Genomic DNA, 21,228 nt, shown 5'->3' on the forward strand with positions numbered 1-21,228 from the left:
GCGAACAATAAAACCTGCGAGAGTTTGTGTGAACTATCAAATTATTACCCAATTAAACGATCTTGAACGTGTTTGTCTGCAAGCGCGCGAAGCTGATGTAGTGATGCTCGATACCGAGTTTGTCCGTACCCGAACGTTTTTTCCTCAATTGGGCCTGATTCAGTTATTTGATGGCGAAACTTTGTCTTTGATTGATCCAATTGCGCTTGACGAGATGACTCCGTTTGTCGGGTTACTGAAAGACACATCGGTACTGAAAGTGCTGCATGCATGCGGTGAAGATTTAGAAGTATTCCAAAATGCGTTCGGTTGTACACCATTCCCAATGGTCGACACTCAAGTGATGGCTGCTTTCTTAGGTCATGGTTTGTCGACGGGCTTTGCGGCCTTGGTGAACGAGTTTGTAGGTGTTGAATTGGATAAAAGTGAGTCACGTACTGATTGGCTAGCCCGTCCGCTTTCGCAAAAGCAGCTAGACTATGCAGCTGCAGATGTTCATTACCTATTGCCAATGTACAACAAGCTACTTGAAAAAGTGCAAGCAGCAGGCTGGTGGGATGCCGCGCAGCAAGAATCAGAATTATTAGTGTCTAAACGCATTCGCGAGGCTGAGCCTGAAAAAGCATATTTAGATATCAAAGGGGCTTGGCAGCTAAGACCTCAACAACTAGCGATTTTACGCCCACTGGCAACGTGGCGTTATAAAGAAGCCATGAAGCGAGATTTGGCACTTAACTTTGTATTTAAAGAACAAGACCTATGGGCGGTGGCTCGATTTGGTCTTAAATCGGCAAAACACATGGAGCAAGAAGGCATTGATCCTCGCGCCGTTCGCCGCCATAGCGCAAAAATTAGCTCAATCGTGAAATTGGCTGAGCACACACCAGAAGAAGAGTACCCTGCGAAAATTGATCGTTTGATGGATTACCCAGGTTACAAGCAAGTATTCAAAACATTGAAAGATGAAGTGAAAAAGGCTTCTTCTTCATCTGGTTTGGCGACGGAGTTTTTGGCTTCTAAAAAGCAGCTGAATCAAATGTTGAGCTGGGTATGGAAGTTAGACCGAGATCCAGCGAAGCTGCCGGATGTGATGCAAGGTTGGCGTTTAGATATTTTAGGCGAGAAGCTAAATAAAGCCATTAAATAACTAATTAAGTTGCAGATATTTAGAAAAGGGTAAGGCGTGAATCACGGCTTACCCTTTTTTCTTTTAGATAGGTTCAGCGCTACTTTGGCTTTCTTGCGCTTGGATATCGGCTAGCTGCTGCTCCAGCTGACGGATTCGAATCTCCGCTTCGAGTTCAGCGACACGCTTTTCGGCATCGCTACGATTATCTTGTGAATGTCCATCTGCGAGTATCTGCGTATTATTGGTATGGCGAGAGTCATCTAAGTCTTTCAGTGAGCCTGCAACTCCTCCTGTTACTCCACCTGCAACCGCTCCTTTTACCGCAAGACTAGGCTCGCCTGTTAGAGCGCCGAGAGTCGCCCCCACTAATGCACCGCCAACAGCGCCTCTATTGCGTGCGGCATTTTCGTTTTCTGCATCCAATGCGGGTGAACTACATCCTGTAACAATAAGTGCTGCCGTAATTATGGTCGCTTTTAATTTATTGTTAATCAGTGACATAAATAAACTCTCTATCTGAACTGTGGGTACCAGATAAGAATACAATTTACTTATCATTGTGGGTAATGAATGGTGCTTATATGAATAATAACTTTAGGTTATTAATTAGAAACAGGCATTAGCTATACATAGGAAAAGAAAACGGCCGACATAGAAATATGTCAGCCGTTTATTTTTGGATGCAATCTAAGGTGCTACTTTTCGTCTTCTGGGAGCTTAACGTTGAGCTCTAGCACAGAGATGTCGTCATCTTTATGCTCAAACGATAGATCAACCATTGATGGATCAACTTCAACGTATTTAGCGATCACTTTTAGAATGTCTTCTTTTAGTTGTGGTAAGTAAGACGGTGCAGGATCGTTATGGCTACGGCGCTCAGCAACAATTATTTGTAAGCGCTCTTTCGCTAAATTAGCCGAAGATTTCTTCTGTGGTCTAAAAAACTCAAGTAATGACATAGTTAATTAGCCTCCGAATAGTCGCTTAAAAATGCCTTTCTTCGCTTCGGTCAAGAAGCGGAAATCAATCTGACCACCTAGGAGGCGCTCAACGGTATCGTCGTATGCCATGCCTGCATCTGAAGCGTCGTCAAAGATCACTGGTACACCTTTGTTTGATGCATTTAATACCGCTTGGCTTTCTGGGATAACACCCAATAATGATATGTGTAGGATCTCTTCTACGTCTTCAACACTTAGCATTTCGCCTTGTGTCACACGCGCAGGGTTGTAACGAGTCAGAAGTAGGTGTTGTTTTACAGGTTCTAGACCTTCTTCTGCACGGCGAGACTTCGAATCTAGGATGCCCAAGATACGGTCTGAGTCACGTACTGAAGAAACTTCAGGGTTAGTAGTAACAATGGCTTCATCGGCGAAGTATAGCGCCATCAGCGCGCCTTGCTCGATACCAGCAGGAGAATCACAAATGATGAAATCAAAGCCCATTTCGTCTAGTTCATCAAAGACGCGACGAACACCATCTTTGGTTAGCGCATCTTTGTCACGTGTTTGTGAAGCCGGAAGAATGAATAGATTGTCTGTGCGCTTATCTTTGATCATCGCTTGGTTCAAAGTCGCTTCGCCATTGATAACGTTTACGAAATCGTAAACTACGCGACGCTCACAACCCATAATAAGGTCTAGGTTACGAAGGCCGATATCAAAATCGATAACTGCAGTCTTTTTACCTTTAAGAGCCAGTCCTGAGGCGATAGCCGCACTTGAAGTGGTTTTACCAACCCCACCTTTACCTGACGTTACAACAATAATGCGTGCCATTATTTTTTCCTTTTTATCTTTCTAAATCGCAAGTACATCAAAATGCAGAACATCGTCAGTCATGCTTAACATGATTTTTTTCTGCCAGTACTCACTTTCAATTTGATCGCTGAGCCAGTAATTTCCTGAAATAGAAACCAGCTCAGCTTGTAAATCATTACAAATAATTTTTGCTTCTTTTTGACCACTTGCCCCAGCAATTGCTCGCCCGCGCAATGTGCCATGAATATGAATGCTGCCATCGGCAATCACTTCAGCGCCCGCACTCACATGGTTTAAGATCACCAAATCGCCATCTTTAGCATAGACTTGTTGTCCAGAACGGATAGGAGTTCTAATGATTTTTGTGGGCGCCATCTTAGCTGGAGCTTGAGAAGGGGACTTACTTGCGGTCATTACGGCAAAACCAGCGTCTTTTGCAAGGTTCTGAGTTCGTTTGTCTTGGCAGCCGGTAACACCAACAGGAATCATTCCCGCTTTGGAAATGCCATCTTTGAGCTGCACAAAGTCGATATCGCCATCCACTTTGCTGATGTTGATCACAACTGGAGCAGCAGCAAAAAATGAAGGGGCTTGGGTAACCTTTTCTTGAAGAAACGTCACCGCACTGTCCACTGGGGAGTCAGACAAGTGCAATACAGATAGAGTGAAACTACTACCTTTGAGATCTGGGTTACTAGACATTGATTACTAAAGGACCTTAATAAGAACTGGCTACAATTTCTTTCATCTTTACGATAAAGGACATTGCCTGAAACTAGGCTTATCATGTTATATTCCCAAACCAAGCACAGCAAGCAATCTTGTTGTCAAATGGACGTTTTGTTCCCAATATTTCTAAACTTCAACCAATAATTTCAGAACGTTGACTTTTGTCGTTCTGAACAAGAGAAAAGGCTTGTCATGCTGTGTTCTATTTATAAAAGCTCGAAGAAAGAAGGCACTTACCTATTTATCCCGAAAAAAGACGATTTTTCACAAGTTCCTGACACTTTGATGCAGATGTTCGGCAAACCTAGCTTCGTTATGGTTATCAAGATGGACGGCAGAACGCTGGCCCAAGTTGATATCGAGAAAGTGAAAGAATCGCTAAAGAATGATGGTTTTTTCCTGCAAGTACCACCTCCGACTGTTAATGAGTTAGAGCTATATAAAGAACGAAAAGCTCAACAGAAAAAATCGGAAGGTGAAGAATAAACGGCTCTAATTGTTCAAGGAGGAGCGCTTGAAAAAAGTACGTGCGATTGTGGCTGGGGTTACTACTTTGCTAATGGCTGGTAGCCTGTCCGCTAATGAATTGAGTTTCGAAGAGTATGTTTTAACTTTGAAACAAGAAGGTCGAGAGCTGGGGATTTCTGAATCTATACTTGACCAAGCTTTTGAAGGTGTGACGTTTAAACCTAGAGCGGTAACCGCAGACAAAAACCAACCAGAGAAAAAGCTGACTTTGGATGAATATATTCCGAGGGCAGTCCCTGATTGGAAAGTGAAACAAGCCAAAGCTTTGTACAACAAACATTATTCATCGCTTAAGCGTATTGGTGATGAATATGGAGTACAACCTCGTTTTATAGTCGCGTTGTGGGGCGTTGAAAGTAACTTCGGTAAGTTTACAGGTAATTACAGTGTGATCGATGCCTTGTCTACAATGGCGTATGAAGGGCGTCGTGAGGCTTTTTTCCGTAAAGAAGCGATGGCTGCCCTAAACATACTTGAGCAAGGCCATATTAAACCAGAAGCGATGAAGGGCTCATGGGCGGGCGCAATGGGGCAACCTCAGTTTATGCCAAGTTCATTCCTTGCGTACGCTGCTGATGGCAATGGTGATGGTAAAAAAGACATCTGGAACACCGAAGAAGATGTGTTCGCCTCCGCAGCTAATTATTTAAGCCAATCTGGTTGGGATGATAAGTATACGTGGGGACGTCAGGTTCAAGTGCCTGCTGGTATTTCACCTGAGCTTCAAGGCCGAACAGAAGATAAAGCAAAATACCTTCAAGAATGGTCCAAGTTGGGTATAACTGGATACAGCGGTCAGCCACTTCCTAAGTTAGATGAAGATATCAAGGCTTGGTTAATTATGCCTGATGATGAAGCAGGACGTTCGTACTTGGTTTACAACAATTATAACGTACTGATGAAGTGGAATCGTTCTTATTACTTTGCTTTGGCTGTGAGTCATTTAGCGGATCGCATTAAGTTTTAAGTGCGGCCATTTAAGGCTCATGACCAAAAAGAAAGGCTCCTTTAAGGAGCCTTTCTTATAAGATTTACTGACTATTTCTTCGAGTGGAATTGCTCACAAGCAATCATAGTGTTCTCGATTAAGCTTGCCACTGTCATCGGGCCCACACCACCTGGCACGGGTGTAATGAAACTCGCGTTTTCTTTTGCGACATCGTATTCCACATCGCCAACTAACTTGCCAGACTCTAAGCGGTTAATACCAACATCGACCACAATTGCACCTTCTTTAATCCATGCTCCTGGAATAAAGTTTGGCTTACCAACTGCAACAACTACTACGTCCGCCTGACGCACATGACCTTCAAGGTCTTTAGTAAAGCGGTGACAAGTTGTGGTTGTACAGCCTGCGAGCAAAAGCTCAAGTGTCATCGGACGACCAACGATGTTTGAAGCTCCGACAACTACCGCATGCTTACCGCGTAAATCAATGTTGTAGCGATCAAGTAGAGTGATAATACCTTTTGGCGTGCATGAACGAAGCTTAGGAATACGTTGAGCCAAACGACCTACGTTGTATGGGTGGAAGCCATCAACGTCTTTTTCTGGTGTGATACGCTCTAATACGTGAGTGCTATCGATACCTGCAGGTAAAGGTAACTGCACTAAGATGCCGTCGATCTCAGGATCGTTGTTTAACTGATCCACGAGCTCTAGTAACTGTTGCTCTGTTGCCGTTGCTGGTAAATCGAATGATTTTGATACGAAGCCGACTTCTTCACACGCTTTACGTTTGCTGCCTACATACACTTGTGAGGCTGGGTCTTCACCCACTAAAACTACCGCTAGGCCCGGTGCACGCAATCCAGCTTCAGTACGAGCTTTAACGCGAGCAGCAACTTCAGAACGAACCGTCTGTGAAATGAGCTTTCCATCAATATTTTGAGCAGTCATGAATTTCCTTAGATAATGATATTCAAGTTAGTGGCTGATGTTTTGGCGCATTATTTCAGAAAACGTTTTTGATTTCCATAAAGCAAACGTTTGCATTGGTTTAATTTTCGTCGACTTTAATGTGAGTGAGTTATTTTTACTCACTTAGATCATAATGTTACATAAAGCCGTTGATTTACAGATTCTAACTCGTATAATCCTTTCCCTGTAGCGCGCCCTTAGCTCAGCTGGATAGAGCACGTCCCTTCTAAGGATGTGGTCGAAGGTTCGAATCCTTCAGGGCGTGCCATTATTTAGAAGGCCTGATAACTTATTAAGTTGTCAGGCCTTTGTCGTTTCTGGAACTTTGTAATATTTGCTTTGAGGTGGATTAGGGCTATTCCCTAGTATTCAATGGCCCAATTTACTTTTCTTTAGTTGGATATAGCTCATTGTCGTAAGTGACGCAAAGAAGAGCGGGTCACTCCAACCGAATCCAGTAAATATTCCCGATACTCCAGCATAGGTAGTAATGATTACACCAAGGCCATTGGTCATGGCCAGTGCTAAAAGCAGTTTATAGGCGGTTTTGCTAGGCTCAATGTCTTTTAGCATTAGTGTGATGAATCCGATACCACCCAGAAAAATGCTGGTGTGTTGTGATAAGAAATGTGCGTAGTGATCATTGATTTCAACTCCGTAGAGCGGCCATATCACTTCTGGTAATACAAACAGTGCTAGCGCAAATATTAGGTAAATGCTCCCATGGAGCGTTAAAAAAGTGCGGTTAGTCATTTGATTGTCCTCTTAATGAAAGTGGCCCTTGGTTTATTTCTGAGAGCGGCTGGTTGACGTCAAAGATCATTCCACGCACTTCTTTTATTCCCATCTGTTTTAATCGAGCGCTGTGCATGGCCAAGTAATTTTGAGCCGATGTGCGATCTTCAAATAAGTAAATGCCGCCGCCTAATTGGTCTTTCGAACTCTCTGTCCAGATTTTCCAAATCATCCCTGGTTCGTGGTTGATCGATTGAGCCAGCTCCACGAGGGCTTGCGACATCTCTGCGCCAAATGGGCCATTAAAATCGAAATCTACTTGTAATAATTTCATCTGTTATTCCTTTCTATATTGATTGTTTAGCGACGGTAATTACTGTCTGAGAGCCTATTCTTATCTATAAAAAATCAACAAAAAAGTTCATAATATTGTCAGTAAATGTGGAAAAAACTGACCAATGAGAATTAAAACAACACTTGAACAGTGGCAAACCTTATTTGAAATTGATAAAGCAGGGAGTATTCAGGCTGCTGCATTGGCGATGAATAAAAGCCATACCACTTTGATATACGCTGTAAAAAAGCTAGAAGATCAACTTGGAGTGGCAGTGCTGGAAGTTCGAGGTAGAAGAGCTGTGTTAACGGACGACGGTCAATCTCTGCTTAGACGAGCAAATGCTATGTTAGAGCAAGCCCGTGAACTTGAAGACTTAAGCGAACAACTAGCGAAGGGAGTGGAATCGGAAATTATCGTAGCGGTTGATCACTTATGTGACCTGAGTTGGTTGTATAAGCCCATGAGTGACTATTTAGCAAATAACAGCACCACTTCGATTCAAATCGTAGAAACCTCGCTTTCTAAGACCAATGAAATGGTAGTCAATGAAGTGGCCGATATTGCGATTATCAATCTGCCTGTAACGAATTATCCTGCTGAAGCCTTTGGAATGACCACTATGGTACCTGTTGTTGTCAATAACCATCCATTGGCACAGCTAGAGTCCGTATGTTTGAGTGAACTCTCAACTGTTAGCCAAGTAGTGGTACGCGATTTAGGCAATGACGTTGAAGCGAGTACTAAACAAGATGTAGGTTGGCTGAAGTCGCAGCAAAGGGTAACGGTTGACAACTTTGAACACGCTTTTAAAGCTGTGGTGCAAGGTGTAGGGTATTGCAGGTTACCCGCCCATGTAGTCGATGAAAAAGGGAATGGTAGACTTAAAGTATTGAATGTGGAGCATTCTGGGCAATATCAAGTGCCACTGCATTTGACTTTACCCAAGGGAGCTAAAACCGGTCCTGCTGCTTTGTGCTTCTATGAAATGTTGCTCAGTTCAGCTTCCGGTAGGTTACAAGTATAGAGGGGAAGGAAAGCCAACGAAGTCAGTGTAGTATTCATAGATACGTAGGCTTTCAATAGTCGTTTATGCTGAAGCTGTTTTGGTTGCTCGTTTAGACAGTAAGCCCGTTAGTTTAGAGCCAAATAGCGATATTATGAGCAGAGCAAAAATAAGCAAGGTGATAGGGCGTTCAAGTAAGTAAGACAGCTCTCCACCACTGATTTGATAAGTGTGAAGTAGATTACTTTCAGCCATTCCACCGAGCAAAATTCCGATAACAGCTGCGGGTACCGAGTAATTCAATCGGCTAAAGATCCAGCCTATGATTGAGAATACTAAAACGGTAACAGGGCCTGAAATATTGCCGGTTAAACCAAATGAACCGAATGTGGCCATCGATAGTACCGAGGGAATCAAAATTGTCATGGGTACTTTTACTACATTGGCGAGAATAGGGATAAACATTAACCCTAATCCTATCAGCAGTAATACCTGACCAAAATTAGCAATGATAATAGCGTAGACAATATCCGTTTCTTCTCTAATAAATTGCGGACCACCAGTAATATTGTGCATCGCGAAAGCTGCGAGCATTACGGCTGTTGCACCACCACCAGGGATCCCTAATGCTAAAAGTGTTGCCATTGATCCCGCTTCAGAAGTTGAGTTTGCTGATTCAGCCGCGACCACCCCTTTAGGGTTTCCTTGACCGTAGCTTTCTGGATCTTTGTCGCGACGTTTGGTTTCCACATAAGAGAGTAGATTAGAGACTGAAGAACCTACGCCCGGAACCGCACCAACGAATACACCAATTAGGCTGCCACGCAACATTACTTTTGGATGCTTAAATGCATGTTTTACGCCAGATAGAATTTCTTTGATACTGACTTTTCGAGCGGCTTCATCCGCGACTAAGTAGTTAGTGTTAACGAGTTTAAACAGCTCTGACGCTGCAAACATGCCCATCATTGCCGGAATTACAGGAACACCATCTAGTAGGTATTCATTTCCCATAGTGCCACGTGCCACGCCGACTTCGCTAAAGCCAATTGTGCCAATCAATAAGCCGATAAAACCGGAGAGCAGCCCTTTGAGCATAAAGTCGCCCTTTAAGCTAGCGATTAAGGTCATGCCCCATAAGATCACGAAGAACATCTCTGATGGTCCAAGCTTAAGTACCATGCTAGAAATGGGTTGAATTAACATGAACAAGATCATGTAGCCAAATAGTACACCGAAGCATGAAGCACCAAGTGCAACCCCTAGTGCTTTATTGTGCTCCCCCTTGCGTGACATAGGATAGCCATCAAATGCCGTGGCTATGGCAGAAGAAGTGCCCGGAATATTCATGAGTATGGCGGGAATACCGCTACCGAAAGATCCTCCAGTAAAAATTGCGGTTAAGAAGAGCATCGCTTCAAGGAAGCTCATATAAAGCGTTGCTGGCAGAAAGATAGCCATCGCCATGGAAATTTGCAAGCCAGGGATAGCGCCAAAAACTAAGCCTATAATGATCCCCGGAATGACATATAACCAAGGACCTATTGATGAGAAAAGTAGTTCACTTCCAGCAGAAATTGCAGACAGATCTAACATGTGAGCTCCTAGTATTCGGTTGGAAGTAATGACATTGGCATTGGGTATGGAAGCATCTGAGCAAAGAACGTTGACATCAATAGGCCAAAGGCCACGCTATAGCCAACGACCCACACCAAACGACGTTCTTTCTGTAGCCAAAGAAAGGCACCGACAAATAAGGTAGTCGCAATATCAAAACCAATGGTTTCTAACGACAGAACATAGCCGCTAAATAGTGCAATGATAGGTAGCACCGTGACTACCGAGTCCGGTGAGCTAGGCTCACTGTTTGTGTCTGAATCACTGGCTTTTTGCATGCCTTGGCGAACCATTTCCGCAAGACACATGATTAACGCAATGCTTGCGATAGGGACAATTAGAATTAGGTTCTCGACGGCAGTGGACGCTTGCCAAGCAGCTAATGTGTACCAGCAAACAAATGCAGCTAATAAGATAACGACAGCAAAGTCCGCTGAGCGTTGACTTAACAATCTCATAGAGCCTCCCAAATTTAGGGCAATAGTAGGGTGAGGCTGCTCATAACGAGCAGCCTAAATGTAGAGTTTTAAGGGGGTTAAATGGAACTTAGTCGAGTAGGTATTTGTAAGTTTTGAACGTTTCGTAGTTCTCTATCATCATTTGAGTTGCACGGTCCGGGCCAACCCATACACCACCAATGTCACTCGATTTTAGAAACTTCTGTACGTCTTTACGCGCGAGTGTATTTTCAAACGCGATAGATAATTTTTGGTAACGTTCTGGGTACTTGTTTTTGAACTCGTTGGTCACGGCGAAACCACGCATAGAGCCGGTTAAAACAGGTACTTCAGCGTTTAGCGGTTTAAGTGCATCGTTTACTGCTGGTGCATCCCAGCGATCGCTTTCTTCATCACGTACTACGGCTAGTGGGTGTAAGAATTCGCGGATGCCTTCGCTGCCCTGTGCACTGATGATAATAAAATCGACTTGTCCGCCAGCAACTGCCGAACGGGCTTTACCACCGCTATTGAATGTCACGAGGTTTAGGTTTTCTTGTGGAATACCGCTTTTCTCTAGAAGGAGCTTAGCCATTAAGTGACCACCTGAGCCTTGCACTACTGCTGCTTTTACTGATTTAGGCTTTTCTTTAACAGCGGTTAATAGGCTCGCTAGATCTTTGTATGGCGTATCTTTATTGGCTGCAATTAGTTCGAAATCAAACCATTGAAAGTTCATGTATGAGAAGTCGTTAATGGTATAGCTAGCATTGCCTTTTAAGATGGTGTTAGGTAAGTAAGGGGCAAAAGTCGAAGCAAAAACAGTGTATCCGTCATCGGGACGGTTGAGCACATAGTTCGCCGCAATTTGAGTTCCTGCGCCTTTTTTGTTGATGACTTTTACTGGTTGGCCAAGCTCTTCAGCAACAAAGCTCGACATTGCGCGAGTCATTCGGTCGGCACTGCCTCCTACGCCAAAGCCAACGACAAAATTTACCGGCTTTTTCGGAAAGTTATCAGCAATGGCTGTGGAAGGGAGGATCACAGAGAGTGTTAGTCCAGTCACAGCTGAAAGCTTTCCAATTGCTTTGGTGAACTTTTTCATTTTACTCTTCCTTAGTAATAGTTTTGTTGTTATTAACCTTTTGTTTACATCTGCAACTCTATCTACCTACTCTGTCACCAACCTTGCATAACCTGACAGCATCGCTATTTTTACCGAGAAGTTTGAAGTCGATCATGCGTATATTGATAGTTGAAGATAACCAAGTTATCGCCCAAGGCTTACAACAAATCCTTTCTGAACAAGGCTTTGCAGCCGACGTTATCCACCAAGGTGAAGCCGCTCAATTCGCCTTAAAAAGTCAGCATTTTGATCTGCTTATTCTGGATTTAGGTTTACCTGACTGTGATGGCCTTCAAATATTGAAAACGTTACGTCAGCAAAGCCACTCCATTCCAGTGTTAATCGTATCAGCTAGAGACAAGTTAGATCAGCGAATTTTAGGTTTGAATGAAGGAGCGGACGACTATTTGTGTAAACCATTTGAACTGGATGAAGTGATTGCCCGAGTCCATGCTTTATTACGGCGTTCTGCTTCACGGGTCGTTAATCAGATAGAACATGGAGCACTGATTTTAGATGTGGGTAGTCGCACAGTTACTTTTCATGGCGAGGATGTCGTTCTCAACCGCAGAGAGCTCAATGTGTTGGAGTGCCTGCTTAGCAATGTTGAACGTGTGGTGAGTAAGCAGCAAATTGTTCAGAAAATAGCTTCCTTTGATGACGAGTTGAGTGACAATGCGATCGAAACTTATGTGTCTCGCTTGAGAAAAAAGTTTGTTCCAGATCTACATATCCGCACCGTGCGCGGGCTTGGTTACATGCTTGAGAAATCAAAATAATGATTAACTTTAAGTCTTTATCGCAACGACTTTATTTTGCACTTACAGGTGCATTGATCATTTTCTCATTGTTAATATTTTTGGTTAGCACTCTCGTTCTTGAAGAAAAGACTGAGCGCTTGTATGACAACATGTTGTTGGCGGTGAGCAAAAGCATTAACGACAAACTGTACGTTAAGAAAAGTAAGCTCAAAATCGATATGGATTATTTTTCTATTGATACGTTAAGTGATGTTCGTAATGAGAAAATCTTCTATCGAATCGTAGCGCCAGATGGCAGTTTACTTGCTGGTTTTGAAGGGCTGGCACTGGTAGAAGGGAAAGGAAACAAATCGCATTATTTTTACGATACGGTTTATGCTGGGACAGAGTTAAGGGCCGTTCAATATACTGTACCAACAAAATTAGGCACTGCTAAAATTATTGTAGCCGAGTCAAAACAGGGGCGAGAGTCGACGTTATCAGGGCTGAAAAAGAGTATTATCTTTATCGCGATCTTCGTGTGCCTACTTGCTGCTGTACTAATGGTCTCGATCGTTAAACGCAGCCTCAAGCCGTTAAAAGAGCTACAAAAAGAAATTCGTTTACGTTCCGAAAGCAACTTGTCACCAATTGTTTCAAAGGTTCCTCCAGAAGTAGAGGCTTTAGTGTCTTCATTGAATAACTTGATGTCTCGTTTACATACCAGTATTGAAACCAGCAACAACTTCAACACAGATCTTTCGCACCAACTACGAACACCTTTAGCTGAGATGAAATTGCAGCTTTCTTTCTACCATAAGTCTTCAGATAAAAAACTGTTATCGGACATCGAAAACAACCTGACTTTGATGACACGTATGACTCAGCAAATGCTGCACTACGCTAAAGCTCAAAATAGTGTTGTAACTGATGAGTACTGGAGAGAAATCGACATGGTGGAGCTTTGTCGACGCTTTTGTCTAAATCATGCCCCTATGGTGTTTGAACAAGGGCAGAGTTTGGCTTTTGAGACCAATATTGATCGTGTCAGTTGCAGAGTGGATGAAGTGATGTTGGAAAGCGCATTGCTGAATTTGATCGAAAATGCGACGAAGTACGGTAGGCCAATTAACCGTGAGGAGGAAGGAGAAATCGTACTGAGCGTGGTAGCTACGGGCAAATCGGTTGCGATATCTGTTCGTGATCACGGGCAAGGTGTAGAAGAAGGTAATCTTGCCAGCTTGACTGAGCGTCACTTACGGATAGATCAAACTAAGCAGGGCTCTGGCCTAGGTTTACCGATTGTCCAGCAAATCGCTGAAAGCCACCAAGCTCGTTTGGTTGTGAAATCGATCAAAGGCTCTGGGTTGTGCGCTTCTATAGTGGGGATTCCTATTCGGGACTAGGGATTCACATTGCCCAATAACCGGCTTAGGTAAAGTTGGTGAGTTAGAGCTCCATTGGTGACATCAACGTATTTGGTGGGGGGGAGTACAAAGCTCTCCAATATCTATGTTCTTACTTCACTCGCCGTAATATATAGCGTTGTACTCTTCTCGTGTGCATTGGTACTCCCCCTCGTTATTCTGGCAATAATAGGGTGTTTCCATTGACCCCATATCTGAAACGAATATCCAAAATATTGTGATTTGGTAAATGCCAGCTAAGGCCAGCAGTAGGGTAAATACAGTGAATGCTTTTGTTATTACGCTTCTCATGTAGGTTTAGTTCTTCTTTCACAACGAGTTAGTAGGAAGGGATTTCTGATGGCGGGAGCAATGTTAACTGTCTCGAGCTATCAATATCAAACAATGTTTTTGGTTGTGTATTTTACCCGCTTACCCTTTAAGTGAACGTGTAATTGGCTGATCTTGGGTTCTTGTCGTGAACCTTACTCCATTTTATGAAATGCCTCTCATGGCATTTAGTCGCGTTATTGTTTATCGTGCGAAGGTAACTGAAATTGTTTAAAGGATTTAAACCTTGGTACAAAGACAAACCGGTATTTTGTTTACCATCAATGGAATGACAGCGTTATCTTTTGCGTTCTTGCTTCCCATTATGAGCTTATTCCTCGTAAGTGAATTGAATGCTCAGCCTGCTTTTATCGGGGTTTATACCACGCTAACGGCGATTTCAACGTTATCAGTGAGCCCCAAAATTACCGCCTTGATTGATAAGGGTGTGTCGAGCAAAGCGCTGTTTATCCTTTCGTTGTTTGGGATAGTGATGGCATCGGCTGGTTTCTATATGGCTAGCGAATTTTGGCATGCGCTCATTATTGGTTGTGTGTTGATGCCCCTTGCGTCGTCTTCTGTGCCGTTAATTCTGACGATCATTCGTAATTACGCGGATTCCACTGGTGCCGATAGTACTAAGCTCAACTCGCAGATGCGTTCTTCGGTATCGCTGCTGTGGATCTTTGGACCGCCACTCGCTTTTATGTCGGTAGACAAGCTGGGTTTTCAATCTAACTTTGTATTAGCAGCTGCTATTGCGCTTGTAGTTGTTGTGATTGTGATGCTCTGCTTTGAATCTCCAACAGTAAATCATTCAGAGAAGCAAACCTCTAAAAATAGCCAGTTACCACGCTCAGTATGGGGGCTAGGTGCCGTGGTACTGTTAGCGAATATCGCAAACAGCACGTACATTAATGCAATGCCGATTTACCTCATTCAAGAGTTGGCCTTCTCAAAATCGTCACCCGGCTGGCTGCTCGGTTTAACAGCGCTGGTGGAAATTCCGGTCATGCTTTTGGCGGCTAATTGGGCGGGGCGTATTGGTAAAGTGACTGTGATGAAAATGGGCTTTATGGCGGGTGCGGTTTTCTATGCGGCAATGTATTTGAGCTCATCACTTGAAGCCTTTTTGGTGCTTCAGATTATTAATGGTGTGTTCTTTGGTATTTTTGTGGGGTTAGGCATAACTATCATGCAAGATATTGCACCCAACAACATCGGTAAAGCTTCGGCTTTCTACACCAATGCAATGTTACTTGGCACCATGGTCGGCACCAGTTTAATGGGCATAATCTCTCAGTATTATGGGTTTAGAGCGCCGCTTTTATTGTGTTTTACCGCAATCGTTGCTGCCTTGGTTGGATTAATAATTTTTGATAGAAAGAGCCAGAAAGTAAAAGTAGAAGGTAATGTTGAACAGATTATTTCATGAAACAGATAAGTCAGAGCTGGAGTCTTTTATGCTTCGAGCACTGAGCGTATCACATCAAGCACTACCGGGTTGTCAGCCTAACCCACCAGTAGGTTGCGTGTTGGTAAAGGAGCATAAAATTGTCTCTGAAGGCTATACGCAAGTCATTGGTGGAAATCATGCAGAAGTAGAAGCGCTCAATCAATATTCAGGGACAATGGACGGTGTCACCGCCTTTGTAACCTTGGAGCCCTGTTCATTTGTAGGGCGTACACCAGCTTGTGCCAATACGTTGGTAGAATCAGGTATTAAGCATGTCGTGGTCGCGATGTTAGACCCAGATCCGAGAAATAGCGGAAAGGGCATCGAACACCTAGAGCGTTCAGGTGTTGAGATACAGATTGGGATTGCGGAGCATCAAGTCAGTGAGTTCTTATCACCGTACTTGGGTAAATCCTAAGTTCATTTCTCTAATGCATCATAGAAGACAAAGTTGTTTTTCCCTTGACGTTTGACTTGATACATTGCGGCGTCTGCTTGCTCATAAACGTCATCGAAGCTGATTGTTGAAGGCGTAAACATACAAATACCAATACTGAATCCTACGTTGGCTTCGCCGTTTTCTAGCATTATCGGGGCAGAAACACGCTTAAGTAGCTGCGTGGCGAGTCGGGTTAACTCTTCTTTGGACACATCTGAACATAAAATAACGAACTCATCTCCTCCTAAACGCGCTACGTCTGCACTTGATGGCGAATCTTCTATCAGCCAATGAGATATTTGAATGAGCAGCGTGTCACCAGCTTTATGACCTAAGTGGTCATTCACCGATTTGAAGTTATCTAGGTCGATAAAAATTAAGGCTGTAGATTTGTTCTTTTGAGATCTGCCAATATCGTTGAATTTTTGTTCGAGCGTGTTCCGATTCAGCAGGTTAGTTAAAGGATCTAGACTGGCAAGTTTGGCCAATTCGAGCTCATAGCGCTTTTCTTGAGTGATATCGATGTGAGTCCCCATCATACGAAGGGGCTTACCGTCTAGACTGTATTCTACTATTCGGCCACGATCAGAGCCCCAGTTGTGGCTACCATCTTTGTGCAGCATACGGTGGATAGCTTGATAAGAATCACTTTCCCCTGCGAGATGCGATTCAAAAGCGCCAACGACTTCTTCTCGCTCTTCTGGATGTAGTTTACTTTTCCACGTTTCGACATTGGCTTCTAGCTCGTTAGGTTTGAAGCCGAGCATTTTTCCCCATTCCATATTGAAAATGGTCAAGCTGCCCGTCGGGATATGTTGCTCCCATAGGCATAACCCAGTTCCATCAAGGGCTGCATTAAGCTTCTCTTCTAAACGATCTTTTTGGCGTTTTAATCGTTCGTTTTCACGCTCTAACTCTATAGCTCGAGCTTGGTATTTATGAAGTAGAAGGCGAATACTTTTTTCAGTGGTCTCTTCCATATGAACAATTACTTCCTGTAGTCACTCCTCGAAACAGCTTGTTAATATATCGCATATTAACAATTTATAAATCAACATCATCTATAGCAAATTGTTAGTAATGAGGTGGAGTAAAGTATGAGGGATGCTTGTTCGCAGGTTTTGACGCTCATATTAAGAGGTGTCGCTTTTTATATCATCTGGCTAAAATGATCCGAGGCACTGGCTTGAAAGGTGAACTGGTCGTATAATCCGCGGCTAGAAAATAAATAGGTAATGACATGAAAATTTGTGGTGTTGAGATCAAAGGTAATGATGCGATCATTAGTCTTCTTTCGCTTTCTGATGGTGTATTTAATATTCCTGATTGCCGAGTAGCCAAAGTATCGATCAGTGATGCAAATGATACTCAGCAGATGAGAGACTTTCAGTTTTCTTTTGCTAAGTTAATGGAAGACTATCAAGTTGATAAAATCGTGATTCGCCAGCGCCAAACCAAAGGCAAGTTTGCGGGCGGCGGTTTTGGCTTCAAGTTGGAAGCAGCGATTCAATTGTCTGAAGGCTTAGATGTAAAAGTGGTGACTCCGGCTGAAATTAAAGAAAGCCTGAAGCGAAACCCACTCGCGGTACAGTTCAAAGAAACTGGCTTAAAACAGTACCAAGAGCAAGCGTTTATCACTGCATACGCTTGTTTGATGAGCCGCGGCTAATCCTTTTCTGGCCTGGAAGAATCATTGCTTTCAGGCCTTTGTTTCCCCCTCTTCAACTCGTTCACTTTAGATGCAGTCTTCTCCTAATCGGTGGCATTTTTTAGCCCGGAACAAATTAGCTTTAACGGCCCGCCAAGCATTTCAATAGTTAAGTTTCCTGCTCCATTATTACAATCGAGTGCTAGCGCAAATCCGTGTAAGTAATCGGCCAGTAAATCCAAGCCATTCTTTTGAGTCTCTTCATCAAGCTCAAGTGAAGCTATGATTAAGTTATAACGTTCGGCAAATACCGCAGCAGGGCTTTGTGACTCCATCGAGAGTAATGTGTTAAGCAGCCCCGGGTATTCAGCCAAAAGTGCTAAATAGCTGTGACTAAGTTTCGTCAGTTCTTGCTGCCAATTGCACGTCTCTTGCGGTTGGTAAACATCTTCAATTAAAGACGTAGTAATCGCTTCTAGTAACGCATTTTTATTGCTGAAATAGTGATAGATCGCCATCGCATCGACATTCAGTGAGGCGGCTAACCCTCTTATGCTGGGTATTTTCCCAGTTTGCTTCATCAGGCTTTTTGCTTCTCCTAAGATCTTTTCCCCTGAAAGTTGGTGATCATTTTTCTTGGGTCGACCTCGGCTCTTTTCCTTGACAGACATTGGTAGCACTCGCTATCATTTTATTAATTCTACAGTGTAGAATTAATTGTATACGAGGCTAATGGTTGTGCCAAGCCTTTAGATTGAATTGATGATTGGGAACCTGCTATGACAAACAGTGTGTTTATCGCAACAAGTTTAGACGGATACATTGCCGACAAAAATGACAGCGTTGATTGGCTGCATGCCATTCCAAATCCAGACGGTGATGATATGGAGTTCGCTGAGCACTTTGAGCGCATAGATGCGATGGTCATGGGGCGGAACACACTCGAAATGGTGCTGAGTTTTGGTGTCGATTGGCCATACTCGAAACCAGTTTTTGTGTTGAGTAATACGATGAAAGTCGTACCTGAAGGTTATGAAGATAAGGTTTTCTTAGTTAGCGGTGAACTTAAAACCGTACTTGAAGATATCCATTTTCAAGGTTACAAGAACCTATACATTGACGGCGGCGTAACCATTCAGAATTTTCTTAAAGAAGATCTTATTGATGAGCTGATCATCTCGACAATCCCGGTGCTACTTGGTGGAGGAGCTCAGTTGTTCGGTGACTTGGACAAACCACTTGATTTCAAATGGGTTAAAAGCCAAACCTTTTTAAACCAGATCGTCCAAAATCATTTTATACGAGTGCGCTAACTTGGATTGAAATGCATCGAAGAGATGAGTTAACGGTAACGGTTGATGATCTCTTGATGCAGACTCACACCCTCTTCATTTTTTTTCGATTTGATAATATCGAGCCCTTTTTGCAGCTCTGCGGTGACTTCTGGGCTCACGTTTTTATTAAACGCATAGTACAGTTGCCCTTCCTCAAGAACATATACAGCTTCAAAGGTGTTTGAGTCGATACCAGCTTGGCTGGCCCACCAATATGCGGCTTTTTCTGCATAGGCCAGTAAATCAATTCGGTCTTTTACCAGTTGTTCCGCAAGCATAGTCACAGATGTGGCTTCTTGCATTGAATCTCTCGGGATCCCGAGCTGCAATAAAGATTGCTCGCCAATATCGTCGCGGATCACGCCGATTTTATATTTTCCCATTTCAATTGGATCTGTAATTGTGATGTTGTCTTGCTTGCGCGCGAGTACGACTACTTTGATATCTGTGATGGGACCAACCCAGTTAAACAAGTTTTCTCTATGTTCGGTGCGTGTAGTGGAAAATAATACTGCATCATCGATATTCAGAGCATTTCGGTATGAACGAGGCCAAGGTAATACTGAAATCTGCGACATATGAATATCTTTACCAACGGCTTGGCCTGCTGCGACTAAAATGTCGACGGCGTAGCCAGAGAGCTTACCTTTATCTTCAAAATTCGCGGGCGGGTAGTTTTCAGTGTAAAACGAGAGGCTTTCCAAATCTGCAGATAACGCTGGGAATGACGTTGGCACAAGCAGTGTTAACGCGAGCCAAAAGGGGCGGAAAAAAACATGAAAACCACACATGCCAACCTCCATACATATCTTAGATTACTTATAAAACTAGTCGAGTAATGGAGGGGTGTCTATAAGGATAAGACAGTGATGAGGGGTATCCATCAGCCTTCTTAAAGGCTACTTACAATAAGGTCCTGATAAAACGTAAAAATATTAGGAATGTTCTTAGCGAGTTTCTTAGCAAGGTCTACTATCTATAAACACTCACTGATAAAAGGATTTTCAGTTGCTATTGAGGGAAAGTGCCAGGATAGACATTCTTTTCTATGTAACTTTGATAGTTATCTTAGTTCCTATCTGGATAAATCATGTTCCGCTATCTACTGATTTCCCCCAGCATGTTGCACAACTCTCGGCCTTAAAAGGTCTATTCAATGGCAACGAATTTTATTCAGATGTATATGAAGTAAATTGGTTCACGCCTTATATTATCTCAAACCTATTTCTTGCAAGTTTAGCAATGGTTTTCGACTCGGTTATCGCACTAAAAATAGGTATTTCTATTTACCTAATTACGCTTCCTATTGTTGTAGGGGCGATTGCTTGTCATATAGGGAAGCCCAAAGATGTACGATTTCTTGTTATTCCATTTTTATATAGCTTACCTGTAGATTGGGGTTTTGTTCCATTTTTGGTCGCTTCGTCATTTGGTATGTTATGGATATATTACTTTGTAGTGATTAGCAGTAATCCTTATAAGCCTACTAATATATTATTTTCTTTTTTTCTGATGTATTCACATGCAATTGCTTGGGGAATAACAGTAGCTTCAATTTTCATTGTTTACTTGTCGAGTGCGGGATTTAAGGCTAAAAGTTTTATATATTTCAGTATTCTTCTTCTCCCTTTACTTATGCTGTTTTTTTGGATGGGAGGGATAGCGGATAAAGAGTTGGCCATCATTGAAGGGTGTCGTGTTTGTTATAAGGGGTGGGAATATCGAGTAACCAGTTTTATTGGTTCTAATTTAATGAGCAATGATTACGTATTTGGCGTGGTCAAACTACTTATTTGTCTTTTTGTTATTAGTAAACTAACAGATGCTTTCTCTAAATGTGATATGTTCATACTAGGCTTACTTGTATTGCTGGTGTTGTATTTTATAACCCCCAACATACTATTAGGTACTTCTTTTTTCTCTGAAAGGTTGTTTGTTTTACTTCCTTTGTTTTTATCTTTATCTATTAATGAAGTGAGGAATAGACGTTTTTTTATCGGATTACTTGTTTTTGCTTCTGTAATTACATCTATTTCCAAGTATATACAAGCTGGTAACCTGAATAGAGAGTATGAAATAATTTCAAACTTAGAGAGTAAGATTAAACCTGAGACAAGAGGTGTATACTATACCAGTTACAAACATTCTGGGCATTATCGATACCAGTTAATTTCAAGCCATTCGTACTTATGGTTACCTCAGGTTATAACAAATAATAAAGATGTGGTTGTGGACTTTAACTTTGCTACTTTTTATCCAGAGATGATTAGGTATAAGATAAATTCAAGCAATGAAGACTTAATCAAAAACGCCCACATTAATCGATATAAGTATCCGAGTATCGATTGGAATAAAGCTAGATTATATGACTATATAATTATTAGGGACTGCCAGATGCCTGTTGATAGGAGGGAGACGATTCGATCCAATACGGGGCTGGCACAATTATATAATGAAGGTTGTTGGTGGTTATTTAGTCAAGAAATCCAGGGCAATGATACTGAGATATAGCAAAGTTTTTAGGTATATATAGGTAATTTGATGTTGTTGGACG

The 21,228-nt window shown here is 42.6% G+C and carries 24 protein-coding genes and 1 tRNA gene; 12 read left to right on the forward strand and 13 right to left on the reverse strand.

Translation table 11 applies throughout. The features are described from left to right. Positions 1 to 28: 28 nt before the first annotated feature. Positions 29 to 1,147, forward strand: a complete 1,119-nt coding sequence (rnd, locus tag ELZ11_RS02160; RefSeq protein ID WP_137355726.1) for a ribonuclease D — start codon at positions 29 to 31, stop codon at positions 1,145 to 1,147. A gap of 63 nt (positions 1,148 to 1,210) precedes the next feature. Here rnd and ELZ11_RS02165 read toward each other — a convergent pair whose 3' ends face one another. The 4 genes from ELZ11_RS02165 to minC all read right to left on the reverse strand — a co-directional run bounded on the left by ELZ11_RS02165 (position 1,211) and on the right by minC (position 3,591). After that, positions 1,211 to 1,630 (reverse strand): glycine zipper family protein, encoded by a 420-nt coding sequence (locus ELZ11_RS02165; RefSeq protein WP_137355727.1) that lies wholly within the window; start codon positions 1,628 to 1,630, stop codon positions 1,211 to 1,213. A gap of 194 nt (positions 1,631 to 1,824) precedes the next feature. Continuing rightward, a complete protein-coding gene (gene minE, locus ELZ11_RS02170; protein WP_137355728.1) occupies positions 1,825 to 2,088 on the reverse strand; it encodes a cell division topological specificity factor MinE in 264 nt (87 codons plus the stop codon). 6 nt (positions 2,089 to 2,094) lie between these two features. After that, entirely contained in the window at positions 2,095 to 2,907 is an 813-nt protein-coding gene (gene minD / locus ELZ11_RS02175; RefSeq protein ID WP_137355729.1) for a septum site-determining protein MinD, read from the reverse strand. Positions 2,908 to 2,928: 21 nt separating this feature from the next. Beyond that, positions 2,929 to 3,591, reverse strand: coding sequence for a septum site-determining protein MinC (gene minC, locus ELZ11_RS02180; RefSeq protein WP_137355730.1), 663 nt, complete (start codon positions 3,589 to 3,591; stop codon positions 2,929 to 2,931). Between the two features lie 219 nt (positions 3,592 to 3,810). Between minC and ELZ11_RS02185 the strand changes: the two genes are divergently transcribed. Both ELZ11_RS02185 and ELZ11_RS02190 read left to right on the forward strand, forming a co-directional pair. Then, positions 3,811 to 4,104, forward strand: coding sequence for a YcgL domain-containing protein (locus ELZ11_RS02185; protein ID WP_137355731.1), 294 nt, complete (start codon positions 3,811 to 3,813; stop codon positions 4,102 to 4,104). A 28-nt stretch (positions 4,105 to 4,132) separates the two neighbouring features. Continuing rightward, the gene (locus ELZ11_RS02190) at positions 4,133 to 5,113 is read left to right on the forward strand and encodes a lytic murein transglycosylase (protein WP_137355732.1); all 981 of its coding nucleotides are present in this window, start codon (positions 4,133 to 4,135) and stop codon (positions 5,111 to 5,113) included. 71 nt (positions 5,114 to 5,184) lie between these two features. Here ELZ11_RS02190 and folD read toward each other — a convergent pair whose 3' ends face one another. Further along, entirely contained in the window at positions 5,185 to 6,045 is an 861-nt protein-coding gene (gene folD, locus ELZ11_RS02195; RefSeq protein WP_137355733.1) for a bifunctional methylenetetrahydrofolate dehydrogenase/methenyltetrahydrofolate cyclohydrolase FolD, read from the reverse strand. Positions 6,046 to 6,257: 212 nt separating this feature from the next. On the opposite strand from folD, the gene ELZ11_RS02200 reads away from it, so the two are divergent. Next, a tRNA-Arg gene (locus tag ELZ11_RS02200) sits at positions 6,258 to 6,334 on the forward strand. A gap of 101 nt (positions 6,335 to 6,435) precedes the next feature. On the opposite strand, the gene ELZ11_RS02205 is transcribed toward ELZ11_RS02200, so the two are convergent. Both ELZ11_RS02205 and ELZ11_RS02210 read right to left on the reverse strand, forming a co-directional pair. Further along, positions 6,436 to 6,819: a hypothetical protein gene (locus tag ELZ11_RS02205; RefSeq protein ID WP_137355734.1), complete on the reverse strand. Its 384-nt coding sequence runs from the start codon at positions 6,817 to 6,819 to the stop codon at positions 6,436 to 6,438. Beyond that, complete coding sequence (locus ELZ11_RS02210) at positions 6,812 to 7,135, reverse strand: monooxygenase (protein ID WP_137355735.1); 324 nt, start codon at positions 7,133 to 7,135, stop codon at positions 6,812 to 6,814. Before ELZ11_RS02210 ends, ELZ11_RS02205 begins: the two co-directional genes overlap by 8 nt. Before the next feature lie 124 nt (positions 7,136 to 7,259). On the opposite strand from ELZ11_RS02210, the gene ELZ11_RS02215 reads away from it, so the two are divergent. Further along, a complete protein-coding gene (locus tag ELZ11_RS02215; RefSeq protein ID WP_137355736.1) occupies positions 7,260 to 8,162 on the forward strand; it encodes a LysR family transcriptional regulator in 903 nt (300 codons plus the stop codon). Between the two features lie 63 nt (positions 8,163 to 8,225). Here the strand turns inward: ELZ11_RS02215 and ELZ11_RS02220 are convergent, their stop codons facing one another. The 3 genes from ELZ11_RS02220 to ELZ11_RS02230 form a co-directional block, all read right to left on the reverse strand. Further along, positions 8,226 to 9,737, reverse strand: a complete 1,512-nt coding sequence (locus ELZ11_RS02220; protein WP_137355737.1) for a tripartite tricarboxylate transporter permease — start codon at positions 9,735 to 9,737, stop codon at positions 8,226 to 8,228. 8 nt (positions 9,738 to 9,745) lie between these two features. After that, the gene (locus ELZ11_RS02225; RefSeq protein WP_137355738.1) at positions 9,746 to 10,216 is read right to left on the reverse strand and encodes a tripartite tricarboxylate transporter TctB family protein; all 471 of its coding nucleotides are present in this window, start codon (positions 10,214 to 10,216) and stop codon (positions 9,746 to 9,748) included. Positions 10,217 to 10,304: 88 nt separating this feature from the next. Beyond that, positions 10,305 to 11,300: a Bug family tripartite tricarboxylate transporter substrate binding protein gene (locus tag ELZ11_RS02230; protein WP_137355739.1), complete on the reverse strand. Its 996-nt coding sequence runs from the start codon at positions 11,298 to 11,300 to the stop codon at positions 10,305 to 10,307. Between the two features lie 134 nt (positions 11,301 to 11,434). On the opposite strand from ELZ11_RS02230, the gene ELZ11_RS02235 reads away from it, so the two are divergent. The 4 genes from ELZ11_RS02235 to ELZ11_RS02250 all read left to right on the forward strand — a co-directional run bounded on the left by ELZ11_RS02235 (position 11,435) and on the right by ELZ11_RS02250 (position 15,671). Next, on the forward strand, positions 11,435 to 12,100 hold the full coding sequence (locus ELZ11_RS02235) for a response regulator (RefSeq protein ID WP_137355740.1): 666 nt from the start codon (positions 11,435 to 11,437) through the stop codon (positions 12,098 to 12,100). Continuing rightward, on the forward strand, positions 12,100 to 13,467 hold the full coding sequence (locus tag ELZ11_RS02240; protein ID WP_137355741.1) for a sensor histidine kinase: 1,368 nt from the start codon (positions 12,100 to 12,102) through the stop codon (positions 13,465 to 13,467). The genes ELZ11_RS02235 and ELZ11_RS02240 overlap by 1 nt, the downstream gene beginning before the upstream one ends. 577 nt (positions 13,468 to 14,044) lie before the next feature. Further along, positions 14,045 to 15,232, forward strand: a complete 1,188-nt coding sequence (locus tag ELZ11_RS02245; protein ID WP_244291589.1) for a sugar efflux transporter — start codon at positions 14,045 to 14,047, stop codon at positions 15,230 to 15,232. Next, positions 15,210 to 15,671 carry a bifunctional diaminohydroxyphosphoribosylaminopyrimidine deaminase/5-amino-6-(5-phosphoribosylamino)uracil reductase RibD gene (locus ELZ11_RS02250; RefSeq protein WP_137355742.1) on the forward strand — a complete coding sequence of 154 codons (462 nt, stop codon included), beginning with the start codon at positions 15,210 to 15,212 and terminating at the stop codon, positions 15,669 to 15,671. Before ELZ11_RS02245 ends, ELZ11_RS02250 begins: the two co-directional genes overlap by 23 nt. 2 nt (positions 15,672 to 15,673) lie before the next feature. On the opposite strand, the gene ELZ11_RS02255 is transcribed toward ELZ11_RS02250, so the two are convergent. After that, positions 15,674 to 16,672 (reverse strand): sensor domain-containing diguanylate cyclase, encoded by a 999-nt coding sequence (locus ELZ11_RS02255; protein WP_137355743.1) that lies wholly within the window; start codon positions 16,670 to 16,672, stop codon positions 15,674 to 15,676. Positions 16,673 to 16,932: 260 nt separating this feature from the next. On the opposite strand from ELZ11_RS02255, the gene ELZ11_RS02260 reads away from it, so the two are divergent. Next, positions 16,933 to 17,361, forward strand: coding sequence for a DUF3010 family protein (locus tag ELZ11_RS02260; protein ID WP_137355744.1), 429 nt, complete (start codon positions 16,933 to 16,935; stop codon positions 17,359 to 17,361). An 83-nt stretch (positions 17,362 to 17,444) separates the two neighbouring features. On the opposite strand, the gene ELZ11_RS02265 is transcribed toward ELZ11_RS02260, so the two are convergent. After that, complete coding sequence (locus tag ELZ11_RS02265) at positions 17,445 to 18,011, reverse strand: TetR/AcrR family transcriptional regulator (protein ID WP_137355745.1); 567 nt, start codon at positions 18,009 to 18,011, stop codon at positions 17,445 to 17,447. Positions 18,012 to 18,119: 108 nt separating this feature from the next. Here ELZ11_RS02265 and ELZ11_RS02270 point away from each other — a divergent pair, with 108 nt between their 5' ends. Next, complete coding sequence (locus tag ELZ11_RS02270) at positions 18,120 to 18,653, forward strand: dihydrofolate reductase family protein (RefSeq protein WP_137355746.1); 534 nt, start codon at positions 18,120 to 18,122, stop codon at positions 18,651 to 18,653. Positions 18,654 to 18,682: 29 nt separating this feature from the next. Here the strand turns inward: ELZ11_RS02270 and ELZ11_RS02275 are convergent, their stop codons facing one another. Then, positions 18,683 to 19,477: a substrate-binding periplasmic protein gene (locus ELZ11_RS02275; RefSeq protein ID WP_137355747.1), complete on the reverse strand. Its 795-nt coding sequence runs from the start codon at positions 19,475 to 19,477 to the stop codon at positions 18,683 to 18,685. A 205-nt stretch (positions 19,478 to 19,682) separates the two neighbouring features. Here ELZ11_RS02275 and ELZ11_RS02280 point away from each other — a divergent pair, with 205 nt between their 5' ends. Next, positions 19,683 to 21,185 carry a hypothetical protein gene (locus tag ELZ11_RS02280; RefSeq protein ID WP_137355748.1) on the forward strand — a complete coding sequence of 501 codons (1,503 nt, stop codon included), beginning with the start codon at positions 19,683 to 19,685 and terminating at the stop codon, positions 21,183 to 21,185. Positions 21,186 to 21,228 lie beyond the last annotated feature (43 nt).

The sequence above is a fragment of the Vibrio profundi genome, assembly GCF_005281835.1.
Lineage (GTDB): Bacteria > Pseudomonadota > Gammaproteobacteria > Enterobacterales > Vibrionaceae > Vibrio > Vibrio profundi.